General features: G+C 57.1%; 23 protein-coding genes. 14 read left to right on the forward strand and 9 right to left on the reverse strand.

Features of this window, described 5'->3' with window-relative positions:
* Nucleotides 1-110: 110 nt before the first annotated feature.
* The 3 genes from recA to IEI95_RS16750 all read left to right on the forward strand — a co-directional run bounded on the left by recA (nt 111) and on the right by IEI95_RS16750 (nt 5,496).
* Nucleotides 111-1,199 carry a recombinase RecA gene (gene recA / locus IEI95_RS16740; protein ID WP_015916255.1) on the forward strand — a complete coding sequence of 363 codons (1,089 nt, stop codon included), beginning with the start codon at nt 111-113 and terminating at the stop codon, nt 1,197-1,199.
* A 169-nt stretch (nt 1,200-1,368) separates the two neighbouring features.
* Nucleotides 1,369-4,032, forward strand: a complete 2,664-nt coding sequence (alaS, locus tag IEI95_RS16745; protein WP_156536286.1) for an alanine--tRNA ligase — start codon at nt 1,369-1,371, stop codon at nt 4,030-4,032.
* Between the two features lie 66 nt (nt 4,033-4,098).
* Entirely contained in the window at nt 4,099-5,496 is a 1,398-nt protein-coding gene (locus tag IEI95_RS16750; RefSeq protein WP_194416795.1) for an amidase, read from the forward strand.
* Between the two features lie 258 nt (nt 5,497-5,754).
* Here IEI95_RS16750 and IEI95_RS16755 read toward each other — a convergent pair whose 3' ends face one another.
* From IEI95_RS16755 to IEI95_RS16770, 4 genes are all read right to left on the reverse strand, one after another.
* A complete protein-coding gene (locus tag IEI95_RS16755; protein ID WP_015916253.1) occupies nt 5,755-6,525 on the reverse strand; it encodes an amino acid ABC transporter ATP-binding protein in 771 nt (256 codons plus the stop codon).
* A gap of 111 nt (nt 6,526-6,636) precedes the next feature.
* The gene (locus IEI95_RS16760; RefSeq protein ID WP_194416796.1) at nt 6,637-7,791 is read right to left on the reverse strand and encodes an amino acid ABC transporter permease; all 1,155 of its coding nucleotides are present in this window, start codon (nt 7,789-7,791) and stop codon (nt 6,637-6,639) included.
* A 4-nt stretch (nt 7,792-7,795) separates the two neighbouring features.
* Nucleotides 7,796-8,992 (reverse strand): amino acid ABC transporter permease, encoded by a 1,197-nt coding sequence (locus tag IEI95_RS16765; RefSeq protein WP_194416797.1) that lies wholly within the window; start codon nt 8,990-8,992, stop codon nt 7,796-7,798.
* A gap of 133 nt (nt 8,993-9,125) precedes the next feature.
* Entirely contained in the window at nt 9,126-10,151 is a 1,026-nt protein-coding gene (locus IEI95_RS16770; protein ID WP_174089206.1) for an amino acid ABC transporter substrate-binding protein, read from the reverse strand.
* A gap of 236 nt (nt 10,152-10,387) precedes the next feature.
* On the opposite strand from IEI95_RS16770, the gene IEI95_RS16775 reads away from it, so the two are divergent.
* Nucleotides 10,388-10,615 (forward strand): hypothetical protein, encoded by a 228-nt coding sequence (locus tag IEI95_RS16775; protein WP_156536289.1) that lies wholly within the window; start codon nt 10,388-10,390, stop codon nt 10,613-10,615.
* Nucleotides 10,591-11,781: a cystathionine beta-lyase gene (locus IEI95_RS16780; protein ID WP_156536290.1), complete on the forward strand. Its 1,191-nt coding sequence runs from the start codon at nt 10,591-10,593 to the stop codon at nt 11,779-11,781. Before IEI95_RS16775 ends, IEI95_RS16780 begins: the two co-directional genes overlap by 25 nt.
* A gap of 50 nt (nt 11,782-11,831) precedes the next feature.
* Here the strand turns inward: IEI95_RS16780 and IEI95_RS16785 are convergent, their stop codons facing one another.
* Together IEI95_RS16785 and IEI95_RS16790 are read right to left on the reverse strand one after the other, a co-directional pair.
* Nucleotides 11,832-13,010 carry an FAD-dependent monooxygenase gene (locus tag IEI95_RS16785; protein WP_156536291.1) on the reverse strand — a complete coding sequence of 393 codons (1,179 nt, stop codon included), beginning with the start codon at nt 13,008-13,010 and terminating at the stop codon, nt 11,832-11,834.
* Nucleotides 13,011-13,048: 38 nt separating this feature from the next.
* Nucleotides 13,049-13,294 carry a zinc-finger domain-containing protein gene (locus IEI95_RS16790; RefSeq protein ID WP_015916247.1) on the reverse strand — a complete coding sequence of 82 codons (246 nt, stop codon included), beginning with the start codon at nt 13,292-13,294 and terminating at the stop codon, nt 13,049-13,051.
* Here IEI95_RS16790 and IEI95_RS16795 point away from each other — a divergent pair.
* Together IEI95_RS16795 and IEI95_RS16800 are read left to right on the forward strand one after the other, a co-directional pair.
* Entirely contained in the window at nt 13,283-13,447 is a 165-nt protein-coding gene (locus tag IEI95_RS16795; protein ID WP_156536292.1) for a hypothetical protein, read from the forward strand. The genes IEI95_RS16790 and IEI95_RS16795 overlap by 12 nt on opposite strands.
* Nucleotides 13,448-13,695: 248 nt before the next feature.
* Nucleotides 13,696-14,481, forward strand: coding sequence for an alpha/beta fold hydrolase (locus IEI95_RS16800; protein WP_156536121.1), 786 nt, complete (start codon nt 13,696-13,698; stop codon nt 14,479-14,481).
* Between the two features lie 6 nt (nt 14,482-14,487).
* On the opposite strand, the gene IEI95_RS16805 is transcribed toward IEI95_RS16800, so the two are convergent.
* On the reverse strand, nt 14,488-15,291 hold the full coding sequence (locus tag IEI95_RS16805; RefSeq protein ID WP_156536122.1) for an enoyl-CoA hydratase-related protein: 804 nt from the start codon (nt 15,289-15,291) through the stop codon (nt 14,488-14,490).
* A gap of 72 nt (nt 15,292-15,363) precedes the next feature.
* On the opposite strand from IEI95_RS16805, the gene cysE reads away from it, so the two are divergent.
* From cysE to IEI95_RS16840, 7 genes are all read left to right on the forward strand, one after another.
* A complete protein-coding gene (cysE, locus tag IEI95_RS16810; protein ID WP_070164906.1) occupies nt 15,364-16,188 on the forward strand; it encodes a serine O-acetyltransferase in 825 nt (274 codons plus the stop codon).
* Nucleotides 16,189-16,522: 334 nt separating this feature from the next.
* On the forward strand, nt 16,523-16,726 hold the full coding sequence (locus tag IEI95_RS16815; RefSeq protein ID WP_041698049.1) for a DUF3126 family protein: 204 nt from the start codon (nt 16,523-16,525) through the stop codon (nt 16,724-16,726).
* A gap of 190 nt (nt 16,727-16,916) precedes the next feature.
* Nucleotides 16,917-17,270, forward strand: a complete 354-nt coding sequence (locus IEI95_RS16820; protein ID WP_156536124.1) for a phasin family protein — start codon at nt 16,917-16,919, stop codon at nt 17,268-17,270.
* A 411-nt stretch (nt 17,271-17,681) separates the two neighbouring features.
* Nucleotides 17,682-18,029, forward strand: coding sequence for an ATP-dependent Clp protease adapter ClpS (gene clpS, locus IEI95_RS16825; RefSeq protein ID WP_041698048.1), 348 nt, complete (start codon nt 17,682-17,684; stop codon nt 18,027-18,029).
* Between the two features lie 10 nt (nt 18,030-18,039).
* Nucleotides 18,040-20,526, forward strand: a complete 2,487-nt coding sequence (gene clpA / locus IEI95_RS16830; protein WP_070164904.1) for an ATP-dependent Clp protease ATP-binding subunit ClpA — start codon at nt 18,040-18,042, stop codon at nt 20,524-20,526.
* 129 nt (nt 20,527-20,655) lie between these two features.
* Nucleotides 20,656-21,432 (forward strand): AzlC family ABC transporter permease, encoded by a 777-nt coding sequence (locus IEI95_RS16835; protein WP_071205220.1) that lies wholly within the window; start codon nt 20,656-20,658, stop codon nt 21,430-21,432.
* Complete coding sequence (locus IEI95_RS16840; RefSeq protein ID WP_087728371.1) at nt 21,429-21,761, forward strand: branched-chain amino acid transport AzlD family protein; 333 nt, start codon at nt 21,429-21,431, stop codon at nt 21,759-21,761. The genes IEI95_RS16835 and IEI95_RS16840 overlap by 4 nt, the downstream gene beginning before the upstream one ends.
* Here the strand turns inward: IEI95_RS16840 and IEI95_RS16845 are convergent.
* Nucleotides 21,756-22,181: an HIT family protein gene (locus IEI95_RS16845; protein ID WP_156536126.1), complete on the reverse strand. Its 426-nt coding sequence runs from the start codon at nt 22,179-22,181 to the stop codon at nt 21,756-21,758. The genes IEI95_RS16840 and IEI95_RS16845 overlap by 6 nt on opposite strands.
* 55 nt (nt 22,182-22,236) lie before the next feature.
* On the reverse strand, nt 22,237-23,445 hold the full coding sequence (locus IEI95_RS16850; protein WP_156536127.1) for a GNAT family N-acetyltransferase: 1,209 nt from the start codon (nt 23,443-23,445) through the stop codon (nt 22,237-22,239).
* Nucleotides 23,446-23,449 lie beyond the last annotated feature (4 nt).

Consider the following 23,449-nt stretch of genomic DNA (forward strand, 5'->3'; position numbering starts at 1 on the left):
ATAAACACAAAGACTTGGGCAAGACTTGCAAAAATGGAACAAACCATGTACGTAGTTCGTGTCTGCTGTTCCGTTGCCTACGCGGCTTCAATAACCTAAAGGTGGTTCAAATGTCACAAAATTCTTTGCGGCTCGTAGAGGACAAAACGGTGGATAAAAGCAAGGCATTGGAAGCGGCCCTGTCGCAGATCGAGCGATCGTTCGGCAAGGGCTCGATCATGAAGCTCGGCGCGAACGAGAAAATCGTGGAGGTTGAAACCGTATCGACAGGCTCTCTCAGCCTCGATATCGCGCTCGGCATTGGTGGTCTTCCCAAAGGCCGTATCATTGAAATTTATGGACCGGAAAGCTCCGGTAAAACGACGCTTGCGTTGCAAACCATTGCCGAGGCCCAGAAAAAAGGCGGCGTTTGCGCTTTTGTCGATGCCGAGCATGCGCTGGATCCGGTTTATGCCCGCAAACTGGGTGTTGATCTCCAGAATTTGCTGATCTCACAGCCAGATACCGGCGAGCAGGCACTGGAAATCACCGATACGCTGGTGCGTTCGGGGGCGATCGATGTGCTGGTGATCGATTCGGTCGCGGCCTTGACACCGAAAGCTGAAATAGAAGGCGAAATGGGCGATAGCCTGCCGGGCATGCAGGCACGGTTGATGAGCCAGGCGCTGCGCAAGCTGACGGGCTCGATCTCGCGTTCGAACTGCATGGTGGTTTTCATCAACCAGATTCGTATGAAGATTGGCGTGATGTTCGGTTCCCCGGAAACAACGACCGGTGGTAACGCGTTGAAATTCTACGCTTCGGTTCGTCTCGATATTCGCCGTATCGGCGCGGTCAAGGACCGGGAAGAGATCGTTGGCAACCAGACCCGCGTCAAAGTGGTCAAGAACAAGATGGCGCCGCCCTTCAAGCAGGTGGAATTCGACATCATGTATGGCGAAGGCGTGTCGAAGACCGGTGAATTGGTCGATCTGGGCGTCAAGGCTGGGATTGTTGAGAAGGCCGGTGCGTGGTTTTCCTATAATAGCCAGCGCTTGGGGCAGGGCCGGGAAAATGCCAAGATCTTTCTTCGCGACAACCCAGCGGTTGCCGATGAAATCGAAACAGCACTTCGCCAGAATGCCGGTCTGATCGCCGAGCGTTTTCTTGAAAATGGCGGTCCGGACGCCAATGACAGCGTCGGTCTTGACGACGCCTGATCGATCAGGACCGCTTATCTGGCAGTTGGACCTGTTCATTGTTGCGGGCTGGGGATTTACATCTCCGGCCCTTTTCTTTCGATAGGCTGGACAGGCGTCATGGCGGACGATAAAAGCCGTTGTTTTCTGACGTCTGTCCGGCAACGGACACTTATTCCAAGGGCATCCCATGAGCGGCGTAAATGACATTCGGTCGACCTTCCTCGATTACTTCAAGACCAATGGTCATGAAGTCGTTGCGTCGAGCCCGCTCGTGCCCCGCAATGACCCGACCTTGATGTTCACCAATGCCGGCATGGTGCAATTCAAGAATGTCTTCACCGGACTGGAGCATCGGCCTTATTCCCGTGCGACCACGGCGCAAAAATGCGTTCGGGCCGGGGGCAAGCATAACGATCTTGACAATGTCGGTTACACGGCGCGCCATCACACGTTTTTCGAAATGCTGGGCAATTTTTCCTTTGGCGATTATTTCAAGGAAAATGCCATCGAATTGGCCTGGAACCTGATTACCCGGGAATTCGGCATTGATCGCAACAAGCTTTGTGTCACCGTCTATCACACCGATGATGAGGCCTTCGGCTTGTGGAAGAAAATTGCGGGTCTGCCGGAAGAGAAGATCATCCGGATTGGCACCAGCGACAATTTCTGGGCAATGGGTGATACCGGTCCCTGCGGTCCGTGCTCCGAAATTTTTTATGACCACGGCGACCATATCTGGGGCGGACCTCCAGGTTCCGCCGATGAGGATGGCGACCGGTTCATCGAGATCTGGAACCTGGTTTTCATGCAATATGAACAGGTGACCAAGGAGCAACGGGTTGATCTGCCGCGTCCGTCCATTGATACGGGCATGGGCCTGGAGCGGGTTGCCGCCCTGTTGCAGGGCAAGCACGACAATTACGATATCGACCTGTTCCGCGCGCTGATCGATGCTTCCGTTGATCTCACCGGTGTTCCGGCTGAAGGTGAGCGTCGGGCCAGCCACCGGGTGATTGCCGATCATCTGAGGTCTTCTGCGTTCCTGATTGCAGACGGTGTATTGCCGTCGAACGAAGGCCGCGGCTATGTTCTGCGCCGGATCATGCGCCGAGCCATGCGGCACGCGGAACTGCTCGGTTCTCGCGATCCGATGATTTACAAGCTTCTGCCTGTGCTTGTGCAGCAGATGGGGCGCGCCTACCCGGAACTGGTCCGCGCCGAGGCGTTGATTTCCGAAACCTTGAAGCTCGAGGAAAACCGTTTCCGCAAGACGCTGGAGCGTGGCCTTTCGCTGCTGTCTGACGCCACGGCCACCCTGAACAAGGGTGATAGCATTGACGGCGAGACCGCGTTCAAGCTTTACGACACCTACGGTTTTCCGCTGGATTTGACGCAGGATGCGCTGCGCGCCCGTGGCATTGGCGTCGATATCACCGGCTTTAACGATGCTATGCAGCGTCAGAAGGCCGAAGCCCGTGCCAGTTGGTCCGGCTCCGGCGACAAGGCGATGGAAACTGTCTGGTTCGAGTTGAAGGACAAGCACGGCGCAACCGAGTTTCTCGGTTATTCCGCCGAAAGCGCCGAGGGCGAAATTCAGGCGCTGGTGCGTGATGGTGCGGTGATCGAGCAAGCTACTGCGGGCGAGAATGTTCAGGTCGTGGTCAACCAGACGCCGTTCTATGGCGAATCTGGTGGCCAGGTTGGCGATACAGGTGAGATCGTTGGCGATGGGTTCGTTCTTGAGGTGCGCGATACCTTGAAGAAGGGCGAGGGGCTGTTTGTCCACGTTGCCACTGTTCGTGAAGGGACTGTTCGCGCCGGTACGGTCGTCGCGCTCAATGTTGATCATGCTCGTCGCTCCAGGCTACGGGCCAACCACTCCGCGACACATCTGCTGCATGAGGCGTTGCGCGATGTGCTGGGCAGCCATGTGGCACAGAAGGGCTCGCTAGTTGCGCCGGAGCGTCTTCGCTTCGATATTTCTCATCCAAAGCCTGTGACGGCGGAGGAGTTGAAGATCGTAGAAGACATGGCCAATGAAATTATTGTCCAGAATGCTGCTGTCACCACCCGCTTGATGGCGGTGGATGATGCGATTGCCGAGGGTGCCATGGCGCTGTTTGGCGAGAAGTATGGCGATGAAGTGCGTGTCGTGTCGATGGGGACGGCGGTGCGCGGTCCCAAGGCGGGCAGGCCCTATTCCATTGAGCTTTGCGGTGGAACGCATGTCTCGGCGACAGGTGATATCGGCTTGGTGCGGCTGGTGGCGGAAAGCGCTGTTGGTGCAGGCGTCCGCCGGATCGAGGCACTGACTGGCGAATCCGCCCGTGCCTATCTGGCCGAACAGGACGAGCGTGTCAAAGCTCTGGCATCCGCCTTGAAAGTCCAACCCGTCGATGTCGTTTCTCGCGTCGAAGCTTTGGTGGACGAGCGCCGCAAGCTGGAACGCGAATTGGCTGATGCCAAGCGGAAGCTTGCCATGGGCGGCGGTTCAACCGGCGCTGCCGACGTGCCGCGCGAGTTAGGTGGGATCAAATTTATCGGCAAGCAACTCGCTGGGATTGATCCTAAGGATCTCAAGGGCATGGCCGACGAGGCCAAATCTGTACTCGGGTCTGGCGTTGTCCTGCTGATCGCAGTTGCCGAGGATGGCAAAGCCAGTGCTGTCGCGAGTGTGACGGGTGATCTGACCAGCAAGGTTTCCGCCGTCGATTTGGTCCGTATTGCCTCGTCCGCCCTTGGTGGTAAGGGTGGCGGTGGACGGCCTGATATGGCCCAGGCAGGTGGCCCTGATGGTGCCAAGGCCGACGATGCCATCGAAGCCGTTGCCAAGGCCATTGAGGCGGCCTAATCCTAGGCTTTAAGATAGTCGGCTTCCTCTTTTCGGTCCGACGCTGTCGCTCGGAGCTTGCGGTTTATGGTTGTGGAGGATCAAGGGGCAACGCTCGGCTTGTCTGTCGCTTATGCGGAACGTTGCCTGGAGAACCTCCGGATTTTCGGGCAGCTTAATGCGTTCCTCTGCCTCAATCCATTGGTGTTGGATGAGGCTAAATCGGTGGACCGTCGGCATGAAGAGGGTGAGTACCTTCCGCTACGGGGCATGATTGTTGCCGTCAAGGACAATATTGAAACCGCTGGGCTGAACACGACCGGCGGGGCCGTCGCCCTTAAAGACTATGTGCCGCGTCGTGATGCCTTTGCACTGCGCCGGTTGAAGCAGCATGGCGCGGTGGTGATTGGCAAGACCAATCTGGATGAACTGGCGGGTGCGGGAAGCACATTAAGCTCGCTTGGCGGCCAGTCACTCAATCCATACGATCCCTCCCGTACGCCAGCCGGATCTTCCGGTGGCTCGGCCATTGCTGTGGCGATTGGGGCCTGTACGGTTGCGTTAGGTACGGAAACGGTGAATTCGATCCGCAATCCCGCGCATGTTTGCGGCGTTTTCGGATTGAGGCCAAGCCGGGGGCTGATCGCCCGAAGCGGCACGATTCCCGTCTCGCCGACCATGGACGTGCTGGGGCCGCTCGCGGGGACGGTCGAAGATCTGGCACTGGCATTTCGGATGATGATTGGCTTTGATCCGGACGACGCCGTGAGTTTGGCGGCCCGAGATTTCGATAGGAACGGTCTTAACGTGTCACGGTGGCCGAAAGTCGAGGGTATGCGCATCGGTGTGCTGTCTGGGCTGTTTGGTACAGGTCGGGAGCATGTCGGCATAAATCAATGCCTGGATGCTGCTTTTGAGCGGCTTCGCAGCAGCGATGTCGTTGTTGTCGATATCGCTGAACCACAGTTCAATTCTCTATCGTTATATAATGATCTGGCGTTACATGCGCACGAATTTGAAAGTGCATTCGATGGCTGGCTGAGCGGCTTGGATACCTGTGCCCCACTCCGTAGCTTCAAGACCTATGTCGAAGATGGGCGCTGGCCGCATTCGACCATGCATATGCTGCTTAAAACAGCACTGGAGGCGGATAGGGGCGAGGCGAAGCTGGATTATGCCCGGAAGATTGCCGTTACGCAGACGATGCGAACGCTTACCGAGCAGATTATGCGGGAGCATCGGCTTGATGCCCTGGCCTATCCTGTTCAACATCGCACCGCTCTTCTGATCGGTGAACCGTCGAGACCCGAACGCAATGGCGTACTAGCGTCAGCGCTTGGATGGCCGGCCATAAACGTGCCGGTAGGGCAATATGAAGGCCTGCCGGTTGGGGTGGATTTAATGGCATTTCCATTCCAGGAGCCCCTGCTGTTTTCACTGGCAAAGGCCGTGCAAGGGCCGCCCGCTCGCCCCAAAACCTTATAAAATGCGCGGTTTATAAATTCGTTTGAAGCGCTATAGGAGCGGGGGTAAGCCTTGGCGGAGAGGGCGACATCAACAATGTCGCTCTATCGAATACAGCCATGACAAATTCTGCAATTCGTCATGGCTTTTCAGACAAACGGTCGACACTGGTTAGATCCAAGAGTCTGCCAGGTTCAGATTGAACCAGACAGACTCTTGCTTCTCTTAGTTTCGTTTGTCTGTTCGGGAAAACCGGATTCCGCTTTTCCCTGATAAACTTTAGTGCAGGATCTGGCTGAGGAACAGCTTGGTGCGCTCATGCTGCGGATTGTCGAAGAACTCGGCGGGCGCGTTCTGTTCGACGATCTGGCCCTGGTCCATGAAGATCACCCGGTCGGCAACCTGGCGGGCGAAGCCCATTTCATGGGTAACGCAGAGCATGGTCATGCCCTCTTCCGCCAGACCCACCATAGTGTCCAGCACTTCCTTGACCATTTCAGGGTCAAGTGCCGAGGTCGGTTCGTCGAATAGCATGATCTTCGGCTTCATGCAGAGCGCACGTGCAATAGCCACGCGCTGCTGCTGGCCACCGGAGAGCTGGCCTGGATATTTATTGGCCTGTTCCGGGATCTTGACGCGCTTCAGATAGTGCATCGCAACTTCTTCGGCTTCCTTCTTCGGCATCTTGCGGACCCAGATCGGTGCCAGTGTGCAATTTTCGAGGATCGTCAGATGCGGGAACAGATTGAAGTGCTGGAACACCATGCCGACTTCGCGACGGACTTCATCGATCTTCTTGAGGTCGTTGGTCAACTCGATGTCGTCGACGATAATCTGTCCGGTCTGGTGTTCCTCCAACCGGTTAATACAACGGATCATCGTCGACTTGCCGGAGCCCGACGGACCCGCGATGACGATCCGCTCGCCGGTCGCGACCTTGAGGTTGATGTCACGAAGGACGTGAAATTCGCCATACCATTTGTTCATGGCAATCAATTCGATTGCGGTCTTGGTCGGGGCTTTCTCGATGGAGGTTTGAGCTTCAGCCATAATTGAGTTTCCTAGAAGTGGAGTTTGTCAGGAAAGCCGGACGTCGATCTTGTCCCGACAAACGAACGAAAGAATGAAGCAACTGCCGGATCAGGTCGAAACCGACAGATGCTAGTGCTTGTGGCCCGTGTCGAGGTGCCGTTCCATGAAATACGAGTAGCGCGACATGCTGAAGCAGAACAGCCAGTAGATGAAGCCTGCAAACACCAGACCGGTTACGGCTGTCTCAGGCGTTGCCCAGTTGGAGTCCGACAGGTTGAGGATGACGATGCCCAGCAGGTCGAACATGCCAATGATCGAGACCAGCGACGTATCCTTGAACAGCCCGATAAAAGTATTGACGATGCCCGGAATGACCAGCTTGATCGCTTGCGGCAGGACGATCAACCGGATCTTCTGCCAGTAGCTCAGGCCAAGCGAGTCGGCACCTTCGAACTGCCCCTTCGGGATGGCCTGCAGGCCGCCGCGAATGACTTCAGCCATATAAGCCGATGAGAAGATCGAGACACCGACCAAAGCGCGCAGCAACTTGTCGAAACTCCAGCCATCGGGAAGGAATAACGGCAGCATGACGCTGGCCATGAACAATACGGTGATCAAGGGGACGCCGCGCACCACTTCGATGAAGATCACGCAGAGCATCTTGATGACCGGCATGGTCGACCGGCGGCCAAGCGCCAGCATGATGCCAACCGGCAGCGACACCGCAATCCCAAAGAAGGACAGAATCAGGGTCACCATCAGGCCGCCCCAACGGGCCGTTTCCACATGCTCGAGGCCAAAGCCGCCAGTGAGCAAAAAGAAGGAAACTACTGGCAGCACCAGAAACAGCAGCAGGGCATTGGTACCCTTGAACGGCGCCTTCGGAATCAGCATGGGTGCCAGCAGGACGGCGAACAGGATCATGACGGTCAATGGACGCCAGATCTCTTCGCTCGGATAGCGTCCGAAGATGAATTGCTGGAACTTGGCGCCGACAAACGCCCAGCAGGCACCAGCGCTGCCATCGGGCAATGCCCCGCCCTGAGAGACGGTAAGGCAGGCGATGCGGCCTGCGCCCGACCAGACAGCGTGGACGAACAGCCAGTTGATCAAGCCGGGCAGGATATAGGCCAGAAAGGCCAATGCCAGCAGGGTCAGCACAACGTCTTTCGGGGTCGCAATCAGGTTCTTGCGGACCCAGGCCGTCGTGCCAATCTGGCCAGCGGGTGCCGGAGAGGCGGACACCATCTCCGTGCGTACGAATACAGGGGTGTGTAATGCCATGATATTACCTCTCGACCAGCGCCATCTTGGCATTAAACCAGTTCATGAAGACTGCAGTGCTGATGCTGATCGTCAGGTAGACGGCCAGCCAGACGGCAACGATTTCGACGGCCTGTCCGGTCTGATTGAGAATCGTACCACCGACAGCGACGATATCGGCAAAGCCGATGGCAACAGCCAAGGAGGAGTTTTTCGCAAGGTTGAGATACTGGCTTGTCAGCGGCGGAATGATAATCCGCATCGCCTGCGGCACGACAATGAGCCGCGAGGTGTGGCTATGCTTGAGGCCGAGCGCACTGGCCGCTTCTGTCTGCCCCTTGGAGACAGCCTTGATGCCACCGCGAACGATTTCCGCTATGAAAGCGGCGGTGTAGAAGGACAGCGCCAGAAACAGCGAGGTGAACTCGGGTCCGACGACCGAACCGCCCTGCATGTTGAATCGACCGACAATTGGAAGATCGAAGGTGAGCGGCATGCCGATCGCCATAAACACCAGGACTGGAAGGCCGACGATCAACGCCAGCGACGACCAGAGGATTGGAAATTGTTGGCCTGTCGCCATCTGGCGCTTGCGGGCCCATTTCCTGACGAGAATGGAAAGAACGATGCCTATCGCGATGGCTGGCAATAGCAGCCAGGCCTCGTCGCCGAAAATCGCCTTCGGAAAAGTGACGCCTCGATTGTTCAGATAGATATCGAAAGGCAGCGCAATGGAATCGCGCGCCTGCGGCAGAATGGCGATGACGCCGCGGTACCAGAAGAAGATGACCAGCAGCGGCGGAATATTGCGGAAAATCTCGACATAGACCTGGCAGAGCTTGGCGATAAGCCAATTGTGCGACAGCCGGCCAAGGCCGATGGCAAAGCCGATGATCGAGGCGGTGATGATGCCAGCCACGGCGACTTGCAGCGTATTGAGCAGGCCGACGACCAGCGCTCGACCATAGGTGGAATCACTGCTGTAGCTGATCAACTGCTGACCGATGTCGAAGCCGGAGCGGCCTTGCAGAAAGCCGAATCCGGAGGTGATATTGGCTTTTTGCAGATTGTGAATGGTATTATTGGCGACCATCCAGATGAAGGCGACCAAAATTACTAAGGTAACCACCTGATAAAATATGCCCCGGACCTTCGGGTCGTAGATGAGCGATGCCGCGCTGACCGATCCGGTTTTAGAGGAGCTCGAATCCTGTATTGCCATTGAGGCTTTTTCCCCCTTTTTCACCCTTGGTTTTGGGTGCGCATGTCCTTGCCCTTTTGCAATGAGGAGGCGGTGCGGACACCGCCTCCCCAGAAAGGCTTGGTTTGGGTTGGTTATCGGACCCGGTTGCGGATCAGCGGATCGGCGGGCCGTATTGCAGGCCACCCTTCGACCACAGAGCGTTGACGCCACGGGCAATCTTCAGCGGGCTGCCATTACCGACATTCCGGTCGAAGACCTCGCCGTAATTGCCAACGAGCTTGATGACATTGTAAGCCCAGTCTTCCTTGAGGCCGAGATCAGTGCCCAGCTTGCTGCCAGATTCAGCGCCGAGCATGCGCTTGACGTCCGGACCGCCATTGGCCTTCATTTCGTCGATGTTCTTGGAGGTCACGCCGGCTTCTTCAGCGTTCACCATGGCATAGTGAACCCAGCTGACCACGTCGAACCACTTGTCGTCGCCCTGACGCACAGCCGGTCCGAGCGGCTCCTTGGAAATGACTTCCGGCAGAACCATGTTGTCATCGGGGTTCTTCAACTTCAGACGGATCGCATAGAGGCCGGACTGGTCGGTGGTGTAGACGTCACAACGACCGGCGTCGTAGGCCGAAGTCGCGTCGTCTTCCTTTTCAAACACGACCGGGTTGTATTTCAGGCCGTTGGCCTTGAAATAGTCGGCAAGGTTCAATTCGGTTGTGGTACCGGTCTGAACGCAGACGGCTGCGCCGGACAGTTCCAGAGCCGACTTCACGTTGAGGCTCTTTTTCGCCATGAAGCCCTGGCCGTCATAATAGTTGACGGTGCGGAAGTTGAAGCCGAGCGAGGTGTCGCGGCTGATCGTCCAGGTGGTGTTACGCGTCAGCACATCGACTTCACCCGACTGCAATGCGGGGAAGCGGTCTTTACTGGACAGCGGCGTAAACTTGGCCTTGGATGCGTCGCCGAAGACGGCGGCAGCAATGCCGCGGCAATAATCGACATCCAGACCCGACCAGTCGCCCTTGTCATTCGGAGCGGAAAATCCCGGAATGCCCTGGCTGACGCCGCATTGAACAAAGCCTTTTGCCTTAACATCGCTCAGCGTGTCGGCCGAGGCTGCCGATGCGCCAAAACCAAATGCCGCAGCGCCAAGCGCAACTGACAGGAGCGTCTTTTTCATGTTTCCCAACCTTTTTTCTGTTTGTCTTCCCTCCGGTGCCTGACACGGCTCTTGCCCCTCTCCATGCACCGGTGCCCGGGTTGTGACCCTAGCAAGCCCATCACATTCATAAATGGGTTCATGGTCAAGTGTTGATGGGTGGAAATTGCGTCGAAAAGTGGCAATTCGATTTTTTTGCTCATAAAATAGGCCGACAACACAGGAAAGCCGCAGTTGGTGATGAAAATTTAGTCTAAATGGCGCCGTTGAATTTCATTGTCCCGGTGACGCGGGAAGGCTTGACCATGATTGGCTGGCCTGTTCAAAAAAAGAAGTGGAGAAGCGGCGGCGATAAACCGATAACGAGGTGGATTGCGCCGCTATTTTCGATAGTCATAACTCTTGGCAAGTTGCTCGATCGGGCAGGCGGCCAGCAGATGAAAAAAGGCAGTTATAGCGGATGTCCGACAAAAAAGACTGGTTGACGAGCGCTGGCACCAATACGAAATTGTGCCATATCGGCCATGATCCCTCGAGCTACCATGGTTTTGTCAATCCGCCGATCGTCAAGGCATCGACGGTGCTGTTTCCGACTGCCGAAAGCATGGAAACACGGACGCAGAAATATACCTATGGCACCCGCGGCACACCGACGACGGACGCGCTTTGCGATGCGATCGACGTGCTGGAAGGGTCAGCTGGAACGATTATACTGCCCTCCGGCCTCGCTGCGATTACTGTCCCTTTTCTGGCCTTTCTATCGCCGGGCGATCATGCGCTGATCGTCGATTCGGTCTATGACCCGGCCCGGCATTTTTGCGATACAATGTTGAAGCGGATGGGTGTCGAGGTTGAATACTATGACCCTGCCATCGGCGCGGGACTAGCATCGCTGATGCGCGCCAATACAAAGCTGGTTCACGCCGAGGCTCCCGGCAGCAACACATTCGAAATGCAGGATATTCGCCTTCTGGCTGACATCGCTCATAGTCATGGCGCCGTGGTCAGCATGGACAATACCTGGGCAACGCCGCTCTATTTCCGGCCACTGGATTTCGGTGTTGATATTTCCATGCAGGCAGCAACCAAATATCCGGCTGGCCATTCCGACATTCTGATGGGGACGGTTTCGGCCAATGCCGCTTGCTGGCCGCGCCTTAAGGCTGCCAATGGCGCCATGGGCCTCTGCGGTTCGGCAGAGGACAGCTATATGGTTCTGCGTGGTCTTAGAACCATGGCGGTTCGGCTTGCCCATCACGATCGCAGCTCTCGTACCGTTGCCGAATGGCTGGAGACGAGGGACGATGTTGCGCGGGTCTTGCATCCGGCCCTGCCCAGTTTTCCCGGTCATGACATCTGGAAACGCGATTTTAAAGGCGCGTCGGGGATATTTTCCTTTGTGCTGGAGGAAAGCGATCCGGCGCAGTTCAAGCGCAAGGCGCATGCCTTTCTCGATGCCTTGCAGATTTTCGGTCTTGGATGGTCCTGGGGCGGGTACGAAAGCCTGGCGGTATTGGCCAATGTCGGCGACCGCGTCATCGCCAAGCCGCCCGCAGGCGGGCCGTTGATTCGTCTTCAGATCGGACTTGAAGATGTTGCCGATCTCCAGGCGGATCTGGAGTGTGGTTTTGCTGCGGCAGCTACTGTTTAACTGTCTGATCCGAAAGCAATTTCTGGTTGAAGGCATCGGACAATTTACGGCTACCGGTCCGTCAAGACAGGCCGGTAGCCATAGAGCCAGTCGAGATCGCGGGCAAAGCTATCGGAAGGGCGCAAGGACAATAGGACGTCGCGCCCGATTTGCAGCGGCCCCTTGGCGTGATAGGCGAATTTGTTGATTGCCCCTCGTTTGCGCACGGCGCTGACCCGTTTTTGCCGACTGGTCTCATAAGCCGTGAGTGCCTGGGGGATGGACAGGCTGGAGACAAGGTCGGCCAGTTCGAAAGCGTCTTCAATGGCCATCGCCGCGCCCTGAGCCGAGAAGGGGAGCATGGCATGGGCTGCATCACCGATCAGCACCAGATCCCTGTCATTGTGCCAACGGCCATTTCCAGCCTGAAACAGCGGCCAGAAGGTCATGTTGGTCTTGGCATTCGCCAACATGGTGCAGATGTCGCTATTCCAGCCTTTGAAGGCCCGCTCCAGCAGCAGAGCCTGGCTATCCTGCGTTTGAGCTGCCCATCCTTCGCCGGGATCGACGCCCGCGCCGATGGCCACGATGTTGGTACTGTCGGTATCGCGCAAGGGATAGGTGACCATATGGGCATTCGGCCCCAGAAAGGCCGTTACGGACTGTCGGTCGAGAAAGGCGGGGGCTTCGGCCTGGGGAAGGGTAACGCGCCAGGCAATGCTGCCGCTGAAGGACACGTCCGGGCCGCCAGCCACGAAATTGCGCAGCCGCGACCAGACGCCATCGGCAGCGATCAGCAGGTCGGGACGCTCGCCGGTCTGCGGATCGCGCAGGATTTGTGCATCGGGGCTTTCAACCCTCTGGTCCAATGTCAGGGAGCAAAGCGGATTTTGGGCCACGGCCTCAAGAAGAGCCTGTTGCAGCGTTGCGCGATGCAACACGCCGTAAGGCGCCTGCCAACGGGATTTCGCGTGGGCGCCAACTGGTACGTTGCACAGGCGTTTCAAGCTGATGCCGGAGGCGAGCGCCACCACATCCGGCTCATGCCAGCGCGTGCGCAGGTTTTCGAGAACACCGAGTTCGTTGAGAATCCAGGTGACGTTTGGCGTCAGTTGCAGGCCGGCGCCGACCTCAAGCAATTGCGGGCTTTTCTCAAAAATCCGGGTCGCAATACCCACGCGGGCAAAGCACAAGGACGCGACGAGACCGGCTATGCCGCCGCCGACAATTGCCACGGTTTTCGTGGACATGATGATGATCCGATCGCTGGCGCGTCGCTGAGAGCCGCTTAGGCTGCCTTGACGTGAAAGACGCAGCCTGCGGGGTTGGTTTCGGTTGCCTTCAGGCTGCTGTTATAACGATAGAGCGTTGAGCAGTATGGGCAGACCTTCTCGGTGTCATGGCCAAGGTCGATGAAAATATGCGGATGATCGAAAGGAACGGACGCGCCGGTGCACATGAATTCCTTGACGCCGATTTCGACAAGCCGATGTCCGCCGTCGTTCTGGAAGTGGGGAATGGAATGACCGGCCATGTCTATGCTCCGAATGCCTTGTTGCCCAGTTTCCAAGGCCTGCAAGGTCCGGAAACTCAACTGAATATGAAACGTTTATGGCGCGTGATCCGCATCTCTGCTGCGCCATGCACCGCGATTGGGTTTCGCCGGACATTAGCCGCCTTTTTTTGAAATGGGTAGAGCCAATGCAGGGCGCTGCCGATTGTTTTTACAGAATTCCTGTGCCTTTGCAGGGGTATGGGCAGATAAACTCTTGAACCTTACAGGGGTTACGACTTATGCAGCAGGGCTACTGCGTATCGCAACCCTTGCGGATGTCTGGCGTCTTCCTGCCCTTGTTGGCAGATTGGGGATGGCATGGTGTGGGGCGGCGGGCCGGGTCACGCCACATTGATCGACTATCAACTGGACCGATTGTGATGAATCTGAACGCTCCCGCTTTTTCCCGCCTTCGCCATGACGGTCTGGAGATCGCCTATTTCGACGAGGGCGATCCGTCTGGCCCGGCGGTTTTGCTGATCCACGGGTTTGCCTCCAGCGCCCTGGTCAATTGGGTGCATCCTGGCTGGCTGAAGACGTTGGGCGATGCCGGCTACCGGGTGATCGCACTCGACAATCGCGGCCATGGCCAGAGTGACAAGCCGCATGAAGCGGAAGTCTATCACCCTGAAAACATGGCAGCGGATGCCGCAGCCCTGCTCGATCATCTTGGCGTGGCTGAAGCGCATGTCATGGGATATTCCATGGGCGCGCGGATTTCGGCTTTCATGGCGCTGGATTTTCCGCAGCGAGTCCGCTCGCTGGTGTTTGGCGGGCTTGGCATCGGCATATCCACCGGGGTCGGCGACTGGGATCCGATTGCCGATGCGTTGCTGGCTCCTTCGCTTGATGATGTGACCCATGAGCGCGGACGGATGTTTCGCGCTTTTGCCGAGCAGACCCGCAGCGACCGGCTGGCGCTTGCCGCCTGTATTTCAACGTCACGCGATCTGGTCTCCGCAGCCGAGCTTGCTACAATCAGCATGCCCGTCCTGATCGGCGTTGGCACTGTGGATGATATTGCCGGATCGCCACACGAACTCGCAGCGCTGATGCCCAATGCCCGCGCGCTCGATATTCCCAAGCGCGACCATATGCTGGCGGTTGGCGACAGGGTGTTTAAACAGGCCGTCCTCGAATTTTATGCTGAACTGGATGGAAGATGAAGACGTTCACTCTCCGGTAAAGATCGGTTGGCGTTTTTCGCGAAAAGCCGCGCGGCCTTCACGGTAGTCGGCGCTTTCGAACGTGGTTGAGCCAAGAACAGCGGCCTCGCTCAGCAGGCTGTCGTCCTGGCTTTCCGTTGCCCGCAGCGCCAGCTTGGCAGCGTGGATAGACAGCGGCGCATTGGCAGCGATGGTTTCTGCTAGCGAAAAGGCGGCACCATCAAGGGATTGGGGGGCTACGAGATCGCCCAGAAAGCCGCAGCTCAACAGAGAAGCAGCAGGGAACGCCTGACCGGTAAACAGTGCCCGCCGGGCGATCTGGCTGCCCAGCGTCCGGCTGAGGTCGGCAACGGCATCTGCGGGATAGGCCAGGCCAAGGCGGGCTGCGGGTATGGCGAAGATTGCGGTGTCGTCAGCGATCCTGAGATCGGCAGCGGCGGCAAGCCCGAAGGCTCCACCATAGCAAACCCCGCGAAGCGAAGCGATGACAGGCACCCGCGATTCCCGAATTGCCGAGAAAGCCGCGCTATTATCAGCCTCGTAGATCCGCGCCTGACGGCTGTCATTGCGCACGGCGTCGAATTCGGAAATGTCGGCACCGGCGCTGAAATCCGTCTGGCCGCCGCCTGTCATGACGATGCAGTGAACCCCGGCCTCGGCAATCAGCCAGTCCAGTGCCGGCGGAATGGCGCGCCACATGGCCTGGGTAATCGCGTTCTTGCGTGTCGGATTGTCGATAATCAGCGCGCCAATGCCATTTTGTCCGGCCACCCTTATGCCGTTATTTGCAAAGGTCCGCGCTTTTTTCATGTCATGCCCCCATCTGGTCTGATCGATAGATCATCTATATAATGGAAGATGAACGTCAACGAGGAGATTGCAATGGCTGTCATGCACGATCTTGCTGTGCGCGAGATGATCAAGCCCATGGACCCGATCTGGGACAGCATGCGCCAGGAGGCCCGCAGTGCCGCCGAGCATGATCCGCTCCTGGCGGCCTTCCTCTATTCCACCGTGCTCAACCACCGTTCGCTGGAAGGCAGCGTGATCTACCGGATCTGTGAACGGCTCGACCATGCCGACCTGCAATCCAGTCTTTTGCGCCAGACTTTCGAGGAAATGCTGACCGATTGGCCGGAATGGGGTACCGTGCTGCGCGTCGATATTCAGGCCTATTACGACCGCGACCCTGCCTGCCTGCGCTTTATCGAGCCCGTGCTGTATTTCAAAGGGTTTCACGCGATCCAGACCCATCGGCTGGCAAACTGGCTTTGGAACAAAGGCAGGCGAGATTTCGCGCTCTATCTGCAAAGCCGGTCCTCCAGCGTTTTTCAGACGGATATCAATCCGGCTGCTCACATCGGCAAGGGAATATTTCTGGATCACGCCACAGGCCTGGTGGTCGGCGAGACAGCACGGATCGGCGATAATGTTTCTATCTTGCATGGGGTGACGCTGGGCGGCACCGGCAAGGAAGGGGCAGATCGCCATCCCAAGATTGGCAATGGTGTCCTGATCGGCGCGGGCGCGAAAGTGCTGGGCAATATCGAGATCGGCTGCTGCTCGCGGGTGGCCGCCGGTTCTGTTGTGCTGAAGCCTGTACCGGCTGGCAAGACGGTTGCAGGCGTACCCGCCAAGGTGGTGGGCGAAGCAGGCTGTGCCGAACCGGCCCGCTCGATGAACCAGGTGGTGTCCGAGGACGGCTGACGGAACGGGTGCCCACGCCGTTACGTTGATTTCGACATGCCGTATTTGGCGCGCGAACCTTATGGCCTCCGTGGCCGCTTCGGTTGGTGGTCATGGATGAACCTGTCTGATGATTTTTTAGTGAACCGATTCCGCTTCCAGCAATTATCCCTTAAAAGCAGGGGCGGATCGATATTCGCGGCTTTACACAGCTGTTTGGCCCATGCGACAAGCAGGCCGCCGAAGCATGGTTCGTGCGGTTTGTCAGTCACTGCCATGCTGGAATTTTGAGAGCGCTGCGGCATCATGGCCGGATCGAAGGTTCGTGCTGCGCAGACAATCCATGGAGATTTTTGTGAAAGCAGACGAAATCAAGAAGCTTGACGCTTATTTCAAGCGGACTTTCAACCCGACGATGGCTGTAAAGGCGCGCCCGCGCAAGGATGACTCGGCAGAAGTGTATGTGGGCGAAGAGTTTCTCGGCGTTGTCTTCAAGGATGACGAGGACGGCGATCTGTCCTACAATTTCTCGATGGCCATTCTGGATGTCGATCTTTGATCGCAGGTTGCATTCATAAGGAATGCATTTATTGATATTTGATAATGAAGGGCGGCCGCGTATGGGGTCGCCCTTTTTTGTTATTGATAAAATGCAACTTTTTGGCGATGACGCACTGCACAAATTGACTTGACCAATTTTAGCAATCTGTCCTATGGTTTGGGACAGCAGAGGAAAAAGGAGTGCTGTTATGTTGAATTTCGAAGACGTGAACAAAAAGAGCAAAGAAGCCGTCGATACGATGGTGAAGAATTATTCCGAGGTTGCCAAGGGCATGCAGTCGATCGCTGCTGAAGCCCAGGATTACTCGAAAAAGTCCTTCCAGGATCTGGCCGGTTTCATGGAGCAGCTGACCGCTGCCCGCAGCATCGAAACCGTTTTCGAGTTGCAGACGAAATATGCGAAGACCTCCTACGAAACCTTCGTGTCGGAAGCCACCAAGATCACCGAAATGTATGCTGATCTGGCCAAGACGGCATATAAGCCTTATGAGGCTCCGATTGCCAAGGCTTCGAAAGCGGCGTCCGCCGCGACGGCTGCCTGATCATTTTTTATTGATGTCGCTGCAAACGGCCGTCCTGTGGGACGGCCGTTTTTCGTTGTAACTTCCCATGCAGCCCAGGTTTGGCAGCTTATGTCCATTCTCAGTCTTGTGGTCAGCCTGGGGCATTGCTGGGGAGACAATATGATTATCTGGTGGTAATCTCAGCTGGAATTGAACGTGCTGCGATTGCTGGTCTGGAAAACGCGGGTAAGGCACTTATCTTTAGGCCTGTTGCGTCGGTATCGGGACTTGTCCGGGGTGCCTTTTTGAGGCCGGACACGCAATTCTCTTTGCAGTGCGTATCTATGGGCTTAAAATCGATGAGAAATGGACTACCTTAATGAATCTGTGAGGTCTGGCGGGATTCGCCTTTTGCGATGAAGCGGCCGGAACTCGGGAGAATGGATGGAAATGATCGCGCAACCGATCGTCATGCAAGCGCAGGGTAACAACGACGGACCAAACAGGGGCACGTCGGTTATCACGCGCACGAAGCCGAAAACCAAGAAGCCCAATTTATATCGCGTTCTGCTGCTAAATGATGACTATACGCCGATGGAGTTCGTCATCCATATTCTGGAGCGGTTCTTTCAAAAAGACAGGGAAGCGGCAACCCTCGTCATGCTGCACGTACACAACCACGGGGTAGGGGAATGCGGCGTCTTCACCTATGAGGTCGCCGAAACCAAGGTAAGCCAAGTTATGGACTTCGCGCGGCAGCACGAGCATCCGCTGCAATGCGTCATGGAAAAGAAATGAGGATCTGACCGTGCCAACATTTTCTCCGAGCCTGGAAAAGGCGCTGCATCAGGCACTGACTTTTGCCAATGAGCGCCACCACGAATATGCGACGCTTGAACATTTGCTGATGGCACTGATCGATGATGCCGATGCGGCCGCCGTTATGGGCGCCTGCAATGTGAACCTCGATACGCTGCGCAAGACCGTGAGCGATTACGTCGATAATGAGCTGGCCAATCTGGTGACCGGCTATGATGAGGATTCCAAACCCACCTCCGGCTTCCAGCGAGTGATCCAGCGGGCTGTCATCCATGTCCAGTCTTCCGGTCGGGAAGAAGTGACGGGTGCCAATGTTCTGGTGGCGATCTTTGCCGAGCGTGAAAGCCATGCGGCTTACTTCCTGCAAGAACAGGAAATGACCCGCTATGATGCCGTCAACTATATTTCCCACGGTATCGGCAAGCGGCCTGGCACGTCTCAACCTCGTCCACCGCGCGGTGTCGAGGAAGAGAGTGAAGCCAGCCAGAAGCCGCCGCGTGAGCAGGAGGAAGGTCCGGCCAAGAAGCAGCCGGAAGCCCTCAAGGCCTATTGCGTCAACCTCAATGAAAAGGCCAAGACCGGCCGGATCGATCCGCTGATCGGTCGTCACGACGAGGTCAACCGTACCATTCAGGTCCTGTGCCGCCGCTCAAAAAACAATCCGCTCTATGTCGGCGATCCCGGCGTCGGCAAGACGGCAATTGCCGAAGGCCTTGCCAAGCGGATCGTTGAAGGCAAGGTACCGGAAGCACTGGCCGATGCGACGATCTTTTCGCTCGACATGGGCACGCTTTTGGCCGGTACTCGCTATCGCGGTGATTTCGAGGAACGCTTGAAGCAGGTGGTCAAGGAGCTGGAAGATTATCCGGGTGCCGTGCTGTTCATCGATGAAATTCATACGGTGATCGGGGCCGGGGCAACCTCCGGCGGGGCGATGGATGCTTCCAACCTGTTGAAGCCTGCCTTGTCGTCTGGCGCGATCCGTTGCATCGGTTCGACCACCTATAAGGAATATCGGCAGTTCTTCGAGAAGGATAGGGCGCTGGTGCGCCGGTTCCAGAAGATCGATGTCAACGAGCCGTCGATCGACGATGCCATCGAGATCATGAAGGGCCTGAAGCCTTATTTCGAGGAATATCACAAGCTGCGTTACACCAACGAGGCGATCAAGACGGCTGTCGAGCTTTCGGCCCGCTATATCAGCGACCGCAAGCTGCCGGACAAAGCCATCGACGTGATCGATGAGACGGGTGCCGCGCAAATGCTGCTGCCTGCCTCGCGTCGCCGCAAGCTGATCACCGAGAAGGAAATCGAAGTCACCATCGCGACGATGGCGCGGATTCCGGCCAAGACCGTGTCCAAGGACGATGAGTTGGTTCTTGCCAATCTCGACAAGGAACTGCGCTCGGTCGTTTACGGTCAGGACGATGCCATCGAAGCGCTATCGACGGCGATCAAGCTGGCCCGGGCAGGGCTGCGTGAACCCAATAAGCCGATTGGCTCCTACGTCTTCTCCGGTCCGACAGGCGTCGGCAAGACCGAGGTTGCCAAGCAATTGGCTGCGTCGCTTGGCGTGGAAATGCTTCGCTTCGATATGTCTGAATATATGGAGCGTCACACGGTGTCGCGTCTGCTGGGTGCCCCTCCCGGCTATGTAGGCTTCGATCAGGGTGGCCTGCTGACTGATGGTGTGGATCAGCATCCGCATTGCGTCGTGCTGCTGGACGAAATCGAAAAGGCCCATCCTGACATCTACAACATTCTGTTGCAGGTTATGGACCATGGCTCGCTGACCGACCATAACGGCAAGAAGATCGACTTCCGCAATGTAATCCTGATCATGACCACCAATGCGGGCGCGTCGGAAATGGCCAAGTCGGCGATCGGCTTTGGCTCTTCCAAGCGCAGCGGCGAGGATGAAGAGGCGATCAATCGTCTGTTCACCCCGGAATTCCGCAATCGCCTGGATGCGATCATTCCGTTCGCCCCGCTGCCAAGCGAAGTGATCCACAAGGTCGTGCAGAAGTTTGTCATGCAGCTGGAAGCCCAGCTTTCGGAACGTGGCATCACGTTCGACCTGTCCGAACCCGCTGTCGCCTGGTTGGCGACGCGTGGCTATGACGAGAAAATGGGCGCCCGGCCGCTTGGCCGCGTCATTCAGGAGCATATCAAGAAGCCATTGGCCAATGAGATCCTGTTTGGCAAGCTAAAGAAGGGCGGCATCGTCAAGGTCGGTACCGTCACAAAGGATGGTGACGAACAGCTATCCCTGGACTGCGTGGCCGATGTGGCGCCGGTCAAGCCGAAGAAGGAAGCCGAAATTGCCGCCGTGGTGCCTGACGATGGCGAGGTCATCGCCAAGCCGCGTTCCAAGGCAAAAAAAGTCGCCAAGGCTGAGCCGGAAGTCGAGGCCTTGAAGGAAACCAAGCCGGTCGCCAAGAAAACCACGGTTCCAAAGGTGCCAAAAAAGAAGTAATTCTTTTGGAAGAACGGTCAAATTTTTGACAGCATCAATGCCGGGCAGTTTGCCCGGCATTGTCATGAGCGGAAGCGCTGATTTTTCAACGCAATGCGCTGTAACGCTTCGACTTTTGCTGGAAATCTTATGTCATCTCTCCTCCTTGCCGACCGCAGCCAGTTGCGCTGGTTCTTCACGGGCATGCGCGGCCTTTTCAGCCTGCCGGCGATTATTCTCATGGTATCGTTTGTCGGCTTCAGCGCCTTCGCATTGCAAAGCGGCGTCAGCCGTAATGAAGCGATGTTCATGACCGTGATCATCTGGGCCTTGCCTGCCAAGATGATCCTGATCGGCATGATGTCGAGTGGCGCCAATCTGCTGGCCTGTTTTCTGGCCGTATCGCTTTCCTCGATCCGGATGATGCCGATGGTCGCCTCGCTGGTACCGGAAATGCGCAGCCAACGCACCCCGACCTGGCTCCTGCTGTTTCTGTCGCATTTCGTCGCCATTACCGCTTGGGTCTATGCGATGGGCAATCTGAAGACTGTGCCGCGCGAAGGTCGGGTGGCGTTTTTCGCAGGCTTCGGCCTGACTTTGGTGGCGGTCAACACCATTCTGGTCGGTGTGTGCTATGGCCTTGTCTCCAGCCTGCCGCCGCTCGTCGCCGGTCTGTTGTTTTTCCTCACCCCGGTCTATTTCGTCGCTTCGATCTGGGCGACTGGCAAGCAGCGGGTGGTGAAGATCGCCTTTGTGATCGGCATCGTCTCCGGGCCGCTGCTGGCACTGGCGGTCCCAGGTTTCGACATCCTGATCGCAGGCCTGGGTGGTGGCACGATTGCCTATCTGATCGACCGGCAAATCCGCCGCCGAAGCCATGAGCCCTCGGATATTCGTCCAGTTGAAAACCTGTCGGAGGAGCTATGATGGCGGAGTTCTGGCCCTATCTGGTTATCATCGTCGCAGGCTGGCTGGCGACCGATCTCTGGCGCTGGCTGGGCGTGCTGGCCGGAAACCGCCTTCAGGAAGGGTCCGAGCCGCTCTATTGGGTGAGGGCGGTTGCCACGGCCCTGGTCATGGCCGTGACGGCCAAGCTGATTGTCTTTCCGACCGGCACACTCGAACATTCGCCGCTCTGGCTGCGGCTGGCTGCGACCGGCCTCGGCTTTGCAGCCTTTCTGCTCGCCGGTCAGCGGATCATCGTTGGCGTGGTCGTATCGCTCGGTGTTTTGGCGATAGGTCTGTTTGTCCTATAATGCTGCGATAATTTTCGCGGCGTTGGCCTTCAACACGTCGATATTCTCCATGCCGCCCACATGCGGCTTCAACGGTTGCCCATCATGGCGGGGAATGACGTGGAAATGCAGATGAAACACGGTCTGGCCCGCGGCAGGCTCGTTGAATTGCGCAACATAGACACCGTCGGCATCGAAGGCCTGTTTGACTGCAACGGCCAATGTCTGCACGACCGGGATGAGTTTTGCCAGCACAGCCGGATCGGCATCCAGCAGATTGCGGGAGCCCTGCTTTGGAATCACCAGGCAATGACCCGCCGCCTGCGGCATGACATCCATGAAGGCCAGCGCGTCGTCATCCTCATACAGCTTGATCGAGGGGATGTCGCCCTTGAGGATCTTGGCGAAAATATTGTCTGGATCATAGGCCGAAATGGTCATTATCTGTCTCCGTTACCGGGTCTTGTCTATTCTGCTTCTGACCTCTCAATCAAGGTCAGCCGTCGATTTCCTCGCCGTCGCGCGGCTGGCGCTCGCCCTTGCGAAACGGCGTATGTTCGCCGAGATAGGCACCGATGTGCTCCACCTCTTCGCGTTCGCGCTCCAGATAATCGGCGATGGCTCGGCGCAGACCCGGATGGGCGATGTAATGGGCGGAATGGGTGGTAACCGGCTGATAGCCACGCGCCAGCTTATGCTCTCCCTGCGCGCCCGCTTCGACCTTTTTCAGCCCCTTGGCCAAGGCAAAGTCGATGGCCTGATGGTAGCAGACCTCGAAATGCAGGAAAGGGTGATCTTCGCTACAGCCCCAATGACGACCGAACAGCGTATCCTCGCCGATGAAATTGATGGCGCCCGCCACATAGCGGCCATCGCGTTTGGCCATCACCAGCAGAATGTCCTCGGCCATGCGCTCGCCAATCAGCGAGTAGAATTGCCGGGTCAGGTAGGGCTTGCCCCATTTACGGCTACCGGTATCCATATAGAAGGTGAAAAATTGGTCCCACACCGCTTCCGTCAAGTCGCTGCCTGTCAGCCAATCGATGGTGATACCGTTTTCCAGCGCCGCCCGCCGCTCCTTCTTCAGGGCTTTGCGTTTGCGCGACGCTAGTGTTTCCAGAAAGGCGTCGTGATCGGCGTAGCCCTGGTTGATGAAGTGGAATTGCTGGTCCAGCCGGTGCAGGAAATCCGCATCCTCGAAATGCTCCAGCTCGTTTTCCGGCAGAAAGGTCGCATGGGCTGAGGAGACGCCGAGCTTGCGGGATATTTCTGCAAAGCTGGCGGCCAGCGAGGCGCGGGCGCTTTCCGGTTCAATGCCATCTGCAACCATCAGCCTTGGGCCGGTTGCTGGCGTAAACGGAATTGAGGCCTGCAATTTCGGATAATATTGCCCGCCGGCCCGCTCAAATGCATCGGCCCAGCCCTGGTCGAAGACATATTCGCCCCGGCTATGGTTTTTGAGATAACAGGGCATGGCACCAAGCAATTGCCCATCACCATCCTCCATCAGCAGATGATGGCCGAGCCAGCCGGTTTTGGCTGTGGCCGAGCCTGATTCTTCCAATGCCGAAAGATAGGCCCAGCTGTTGAACGGATTATAGGCTTCGCCCCCAGATGCCTTGGCGGCACCGGAAAGCCTGTTCCATGCGTGTCTGTCGATCGCCTTGAAAGACTGCTCGACCCGGATGATGACCTCTTGTGTCATGCCA

It is taken from the genome of Agrobacterium vitis, from assembly GCF_014926405.1.
Taxonomy (GTDB): domain Bacteria; phylum Pseudomonadota; class Alphaproteobacteria; order Rhizobiales; family Rhizobiaceae; genus Allorhizobium; species Allorhizobium vitis_H.

Excerpts from the sequence above, each read along its gene's own strand:
- IEI95_RS16805 (WP_156536122.1), bottom strand. The coding sequence starts at position 15,291 with ATGAAAAAAGCGCGGACCTTTGCAAATAACGGCATAAGGGTGGCCGGA.
- cysE (WP_070164906.1), top strand. The coding sequence starts at position 15,364 with ATGGCTGTCATGCACGATCTTGCTGTGCGCGAGATGATCAAGCCCATG.
- IEI95_RS16850 (WP_156536127.1), bottom strand. The coding sequence starts at position 23,445 with ATGACACAAGAGGTCATCATCCGGGTCGAGCAGTCTTTCAAGGCGATC.
- IEI95_RS16755 (WP_015916253.1), bottom strand. The coding sequence starts at position 6,525 with ATGGCTGAAGCTCAAACCTCCATCGAGAAAGCCCCGACCAAGACCGCA.
- clpS (WP_041698048.1), top strand. The coding sequence starts at position 17,682 with ATGATCGCGCAACCGATCGTCATGCAAGCGCAGGGTAACAACGACGGA.
- IEI95_RS16785 (WP_156536291.1), bottom strand. The coding sequence starts at position 13,010 with ATGTCCACGAAAACCGTGGCAATTGTCGGCGGCGGCATAGCCGGTCTC.
- IEI95_RS16835 (WP_071205220.1), top strand. The coding sequence starts at position 20,656 with ATGTCATCTCTCCTCCTTGCCGACCGCAGCCAGTTGCGCTGGTTCTTC.
- recA (WP_015916255.1), top strand. The coding sequence starts at position 111 with ATGTCACAAAATTCTTTGCGGCTCGTAGAGGACAAAACGGTGGATAAA.
- IEI95_RS16845 (WP_156536126.1), bottom strand. The coding sequence starts at position 22,181 with ATGACCATTTCGGCCTATGATCCAGACAATATTTTCGCCAAGATCCTC.
- IEI95_RS16790 (WP_015916247.1), bottom strand. The coding sequence starts at position 13,294 with ATGGCCGGTCATTCCATTCCCCACTTCCAGAACGACGGCGGACATCGG.
- IEI95_RS16800 (WP_156536121.1), top strand. The coding sequence starts at position 13,696 with ATGAATCTGAACGCTCCCGCTTTTTCCCGCCTTCGCCATGACGGTCTG.
- IEI95_RS16750 (WP_194416795.1), top strand. The coding sequence starts at position 4,099 with ATGGTTGTGGAGGATCAAGGGGCAACGCTCGGCTTGTCTGTCGCTTAT.
- alaS (WP_156536286.1), top strand. The coding sequence starts at position 1,369 with ATGAGCGGCGTAAATGACATTCGGTCGACCTTCCTCGATTACTTCAAG.
- IEI95_RS16780 (WP_156536290.1), top strand. The coding sequence starts at position 10,591 with ATGTCCGACAAAAAAGACTGGTTGACGAGCGCTGGCACCAATACGAAA.
- IEI95_RS16765 (WP_194416797.1), bottom strand. The coding sequence starts at position 8,992 with ATGGCAATACAGGATTCGAGCTCCTCTAAAACCGGATCGGTCAGCGCG.
- IEI95_RS16770 (WP_174089206.1), bottom strand. The coding sequence starts at position 10,151 with ATGAAAAAGACGCTCCTGTCAGTTGCGCTTGGCGCTGCGGCATTTGGT.
- IEI95_RS16795 (WP_156536292.1), top strand. The coding sequence starts at position 13,283 with ATGACCGGCCATGTCTATGCTCCGAATGCCTTGTTGCCCAGTTTCCAA.
- IEI95_RS16840 (WP_087728371.1), top strand. The coding sequence starts at position 21,429 with ATGATGGCGGAGTTCTGGCCCTATCTGGTTATCATCGTCGCAGGCTGG.
- IEI95_RS16760 (WP_194416796.1), bottom strand. The coding sequence starts at position 7,791 with ATGGCATTACACACCCCTGTATTCGTACGCACGGAGATGGTGTCCGCC.
- IEI95_RS16775 (WP_156536289.1), top strand. The coding sequence starts at position 10,388 with ATGGCGCCGTTGAATTTCATTGTCCCGGTGACGCGGGAAGGCTTGACC.
- IEI95_RS16820 (WP_156536124.1), top strand. The coding sequence starts at position 16,917 with ATGTTGAATTTCGAAGACGTGAACAAAAAGAGCAAAGAAGCCGTCGAT.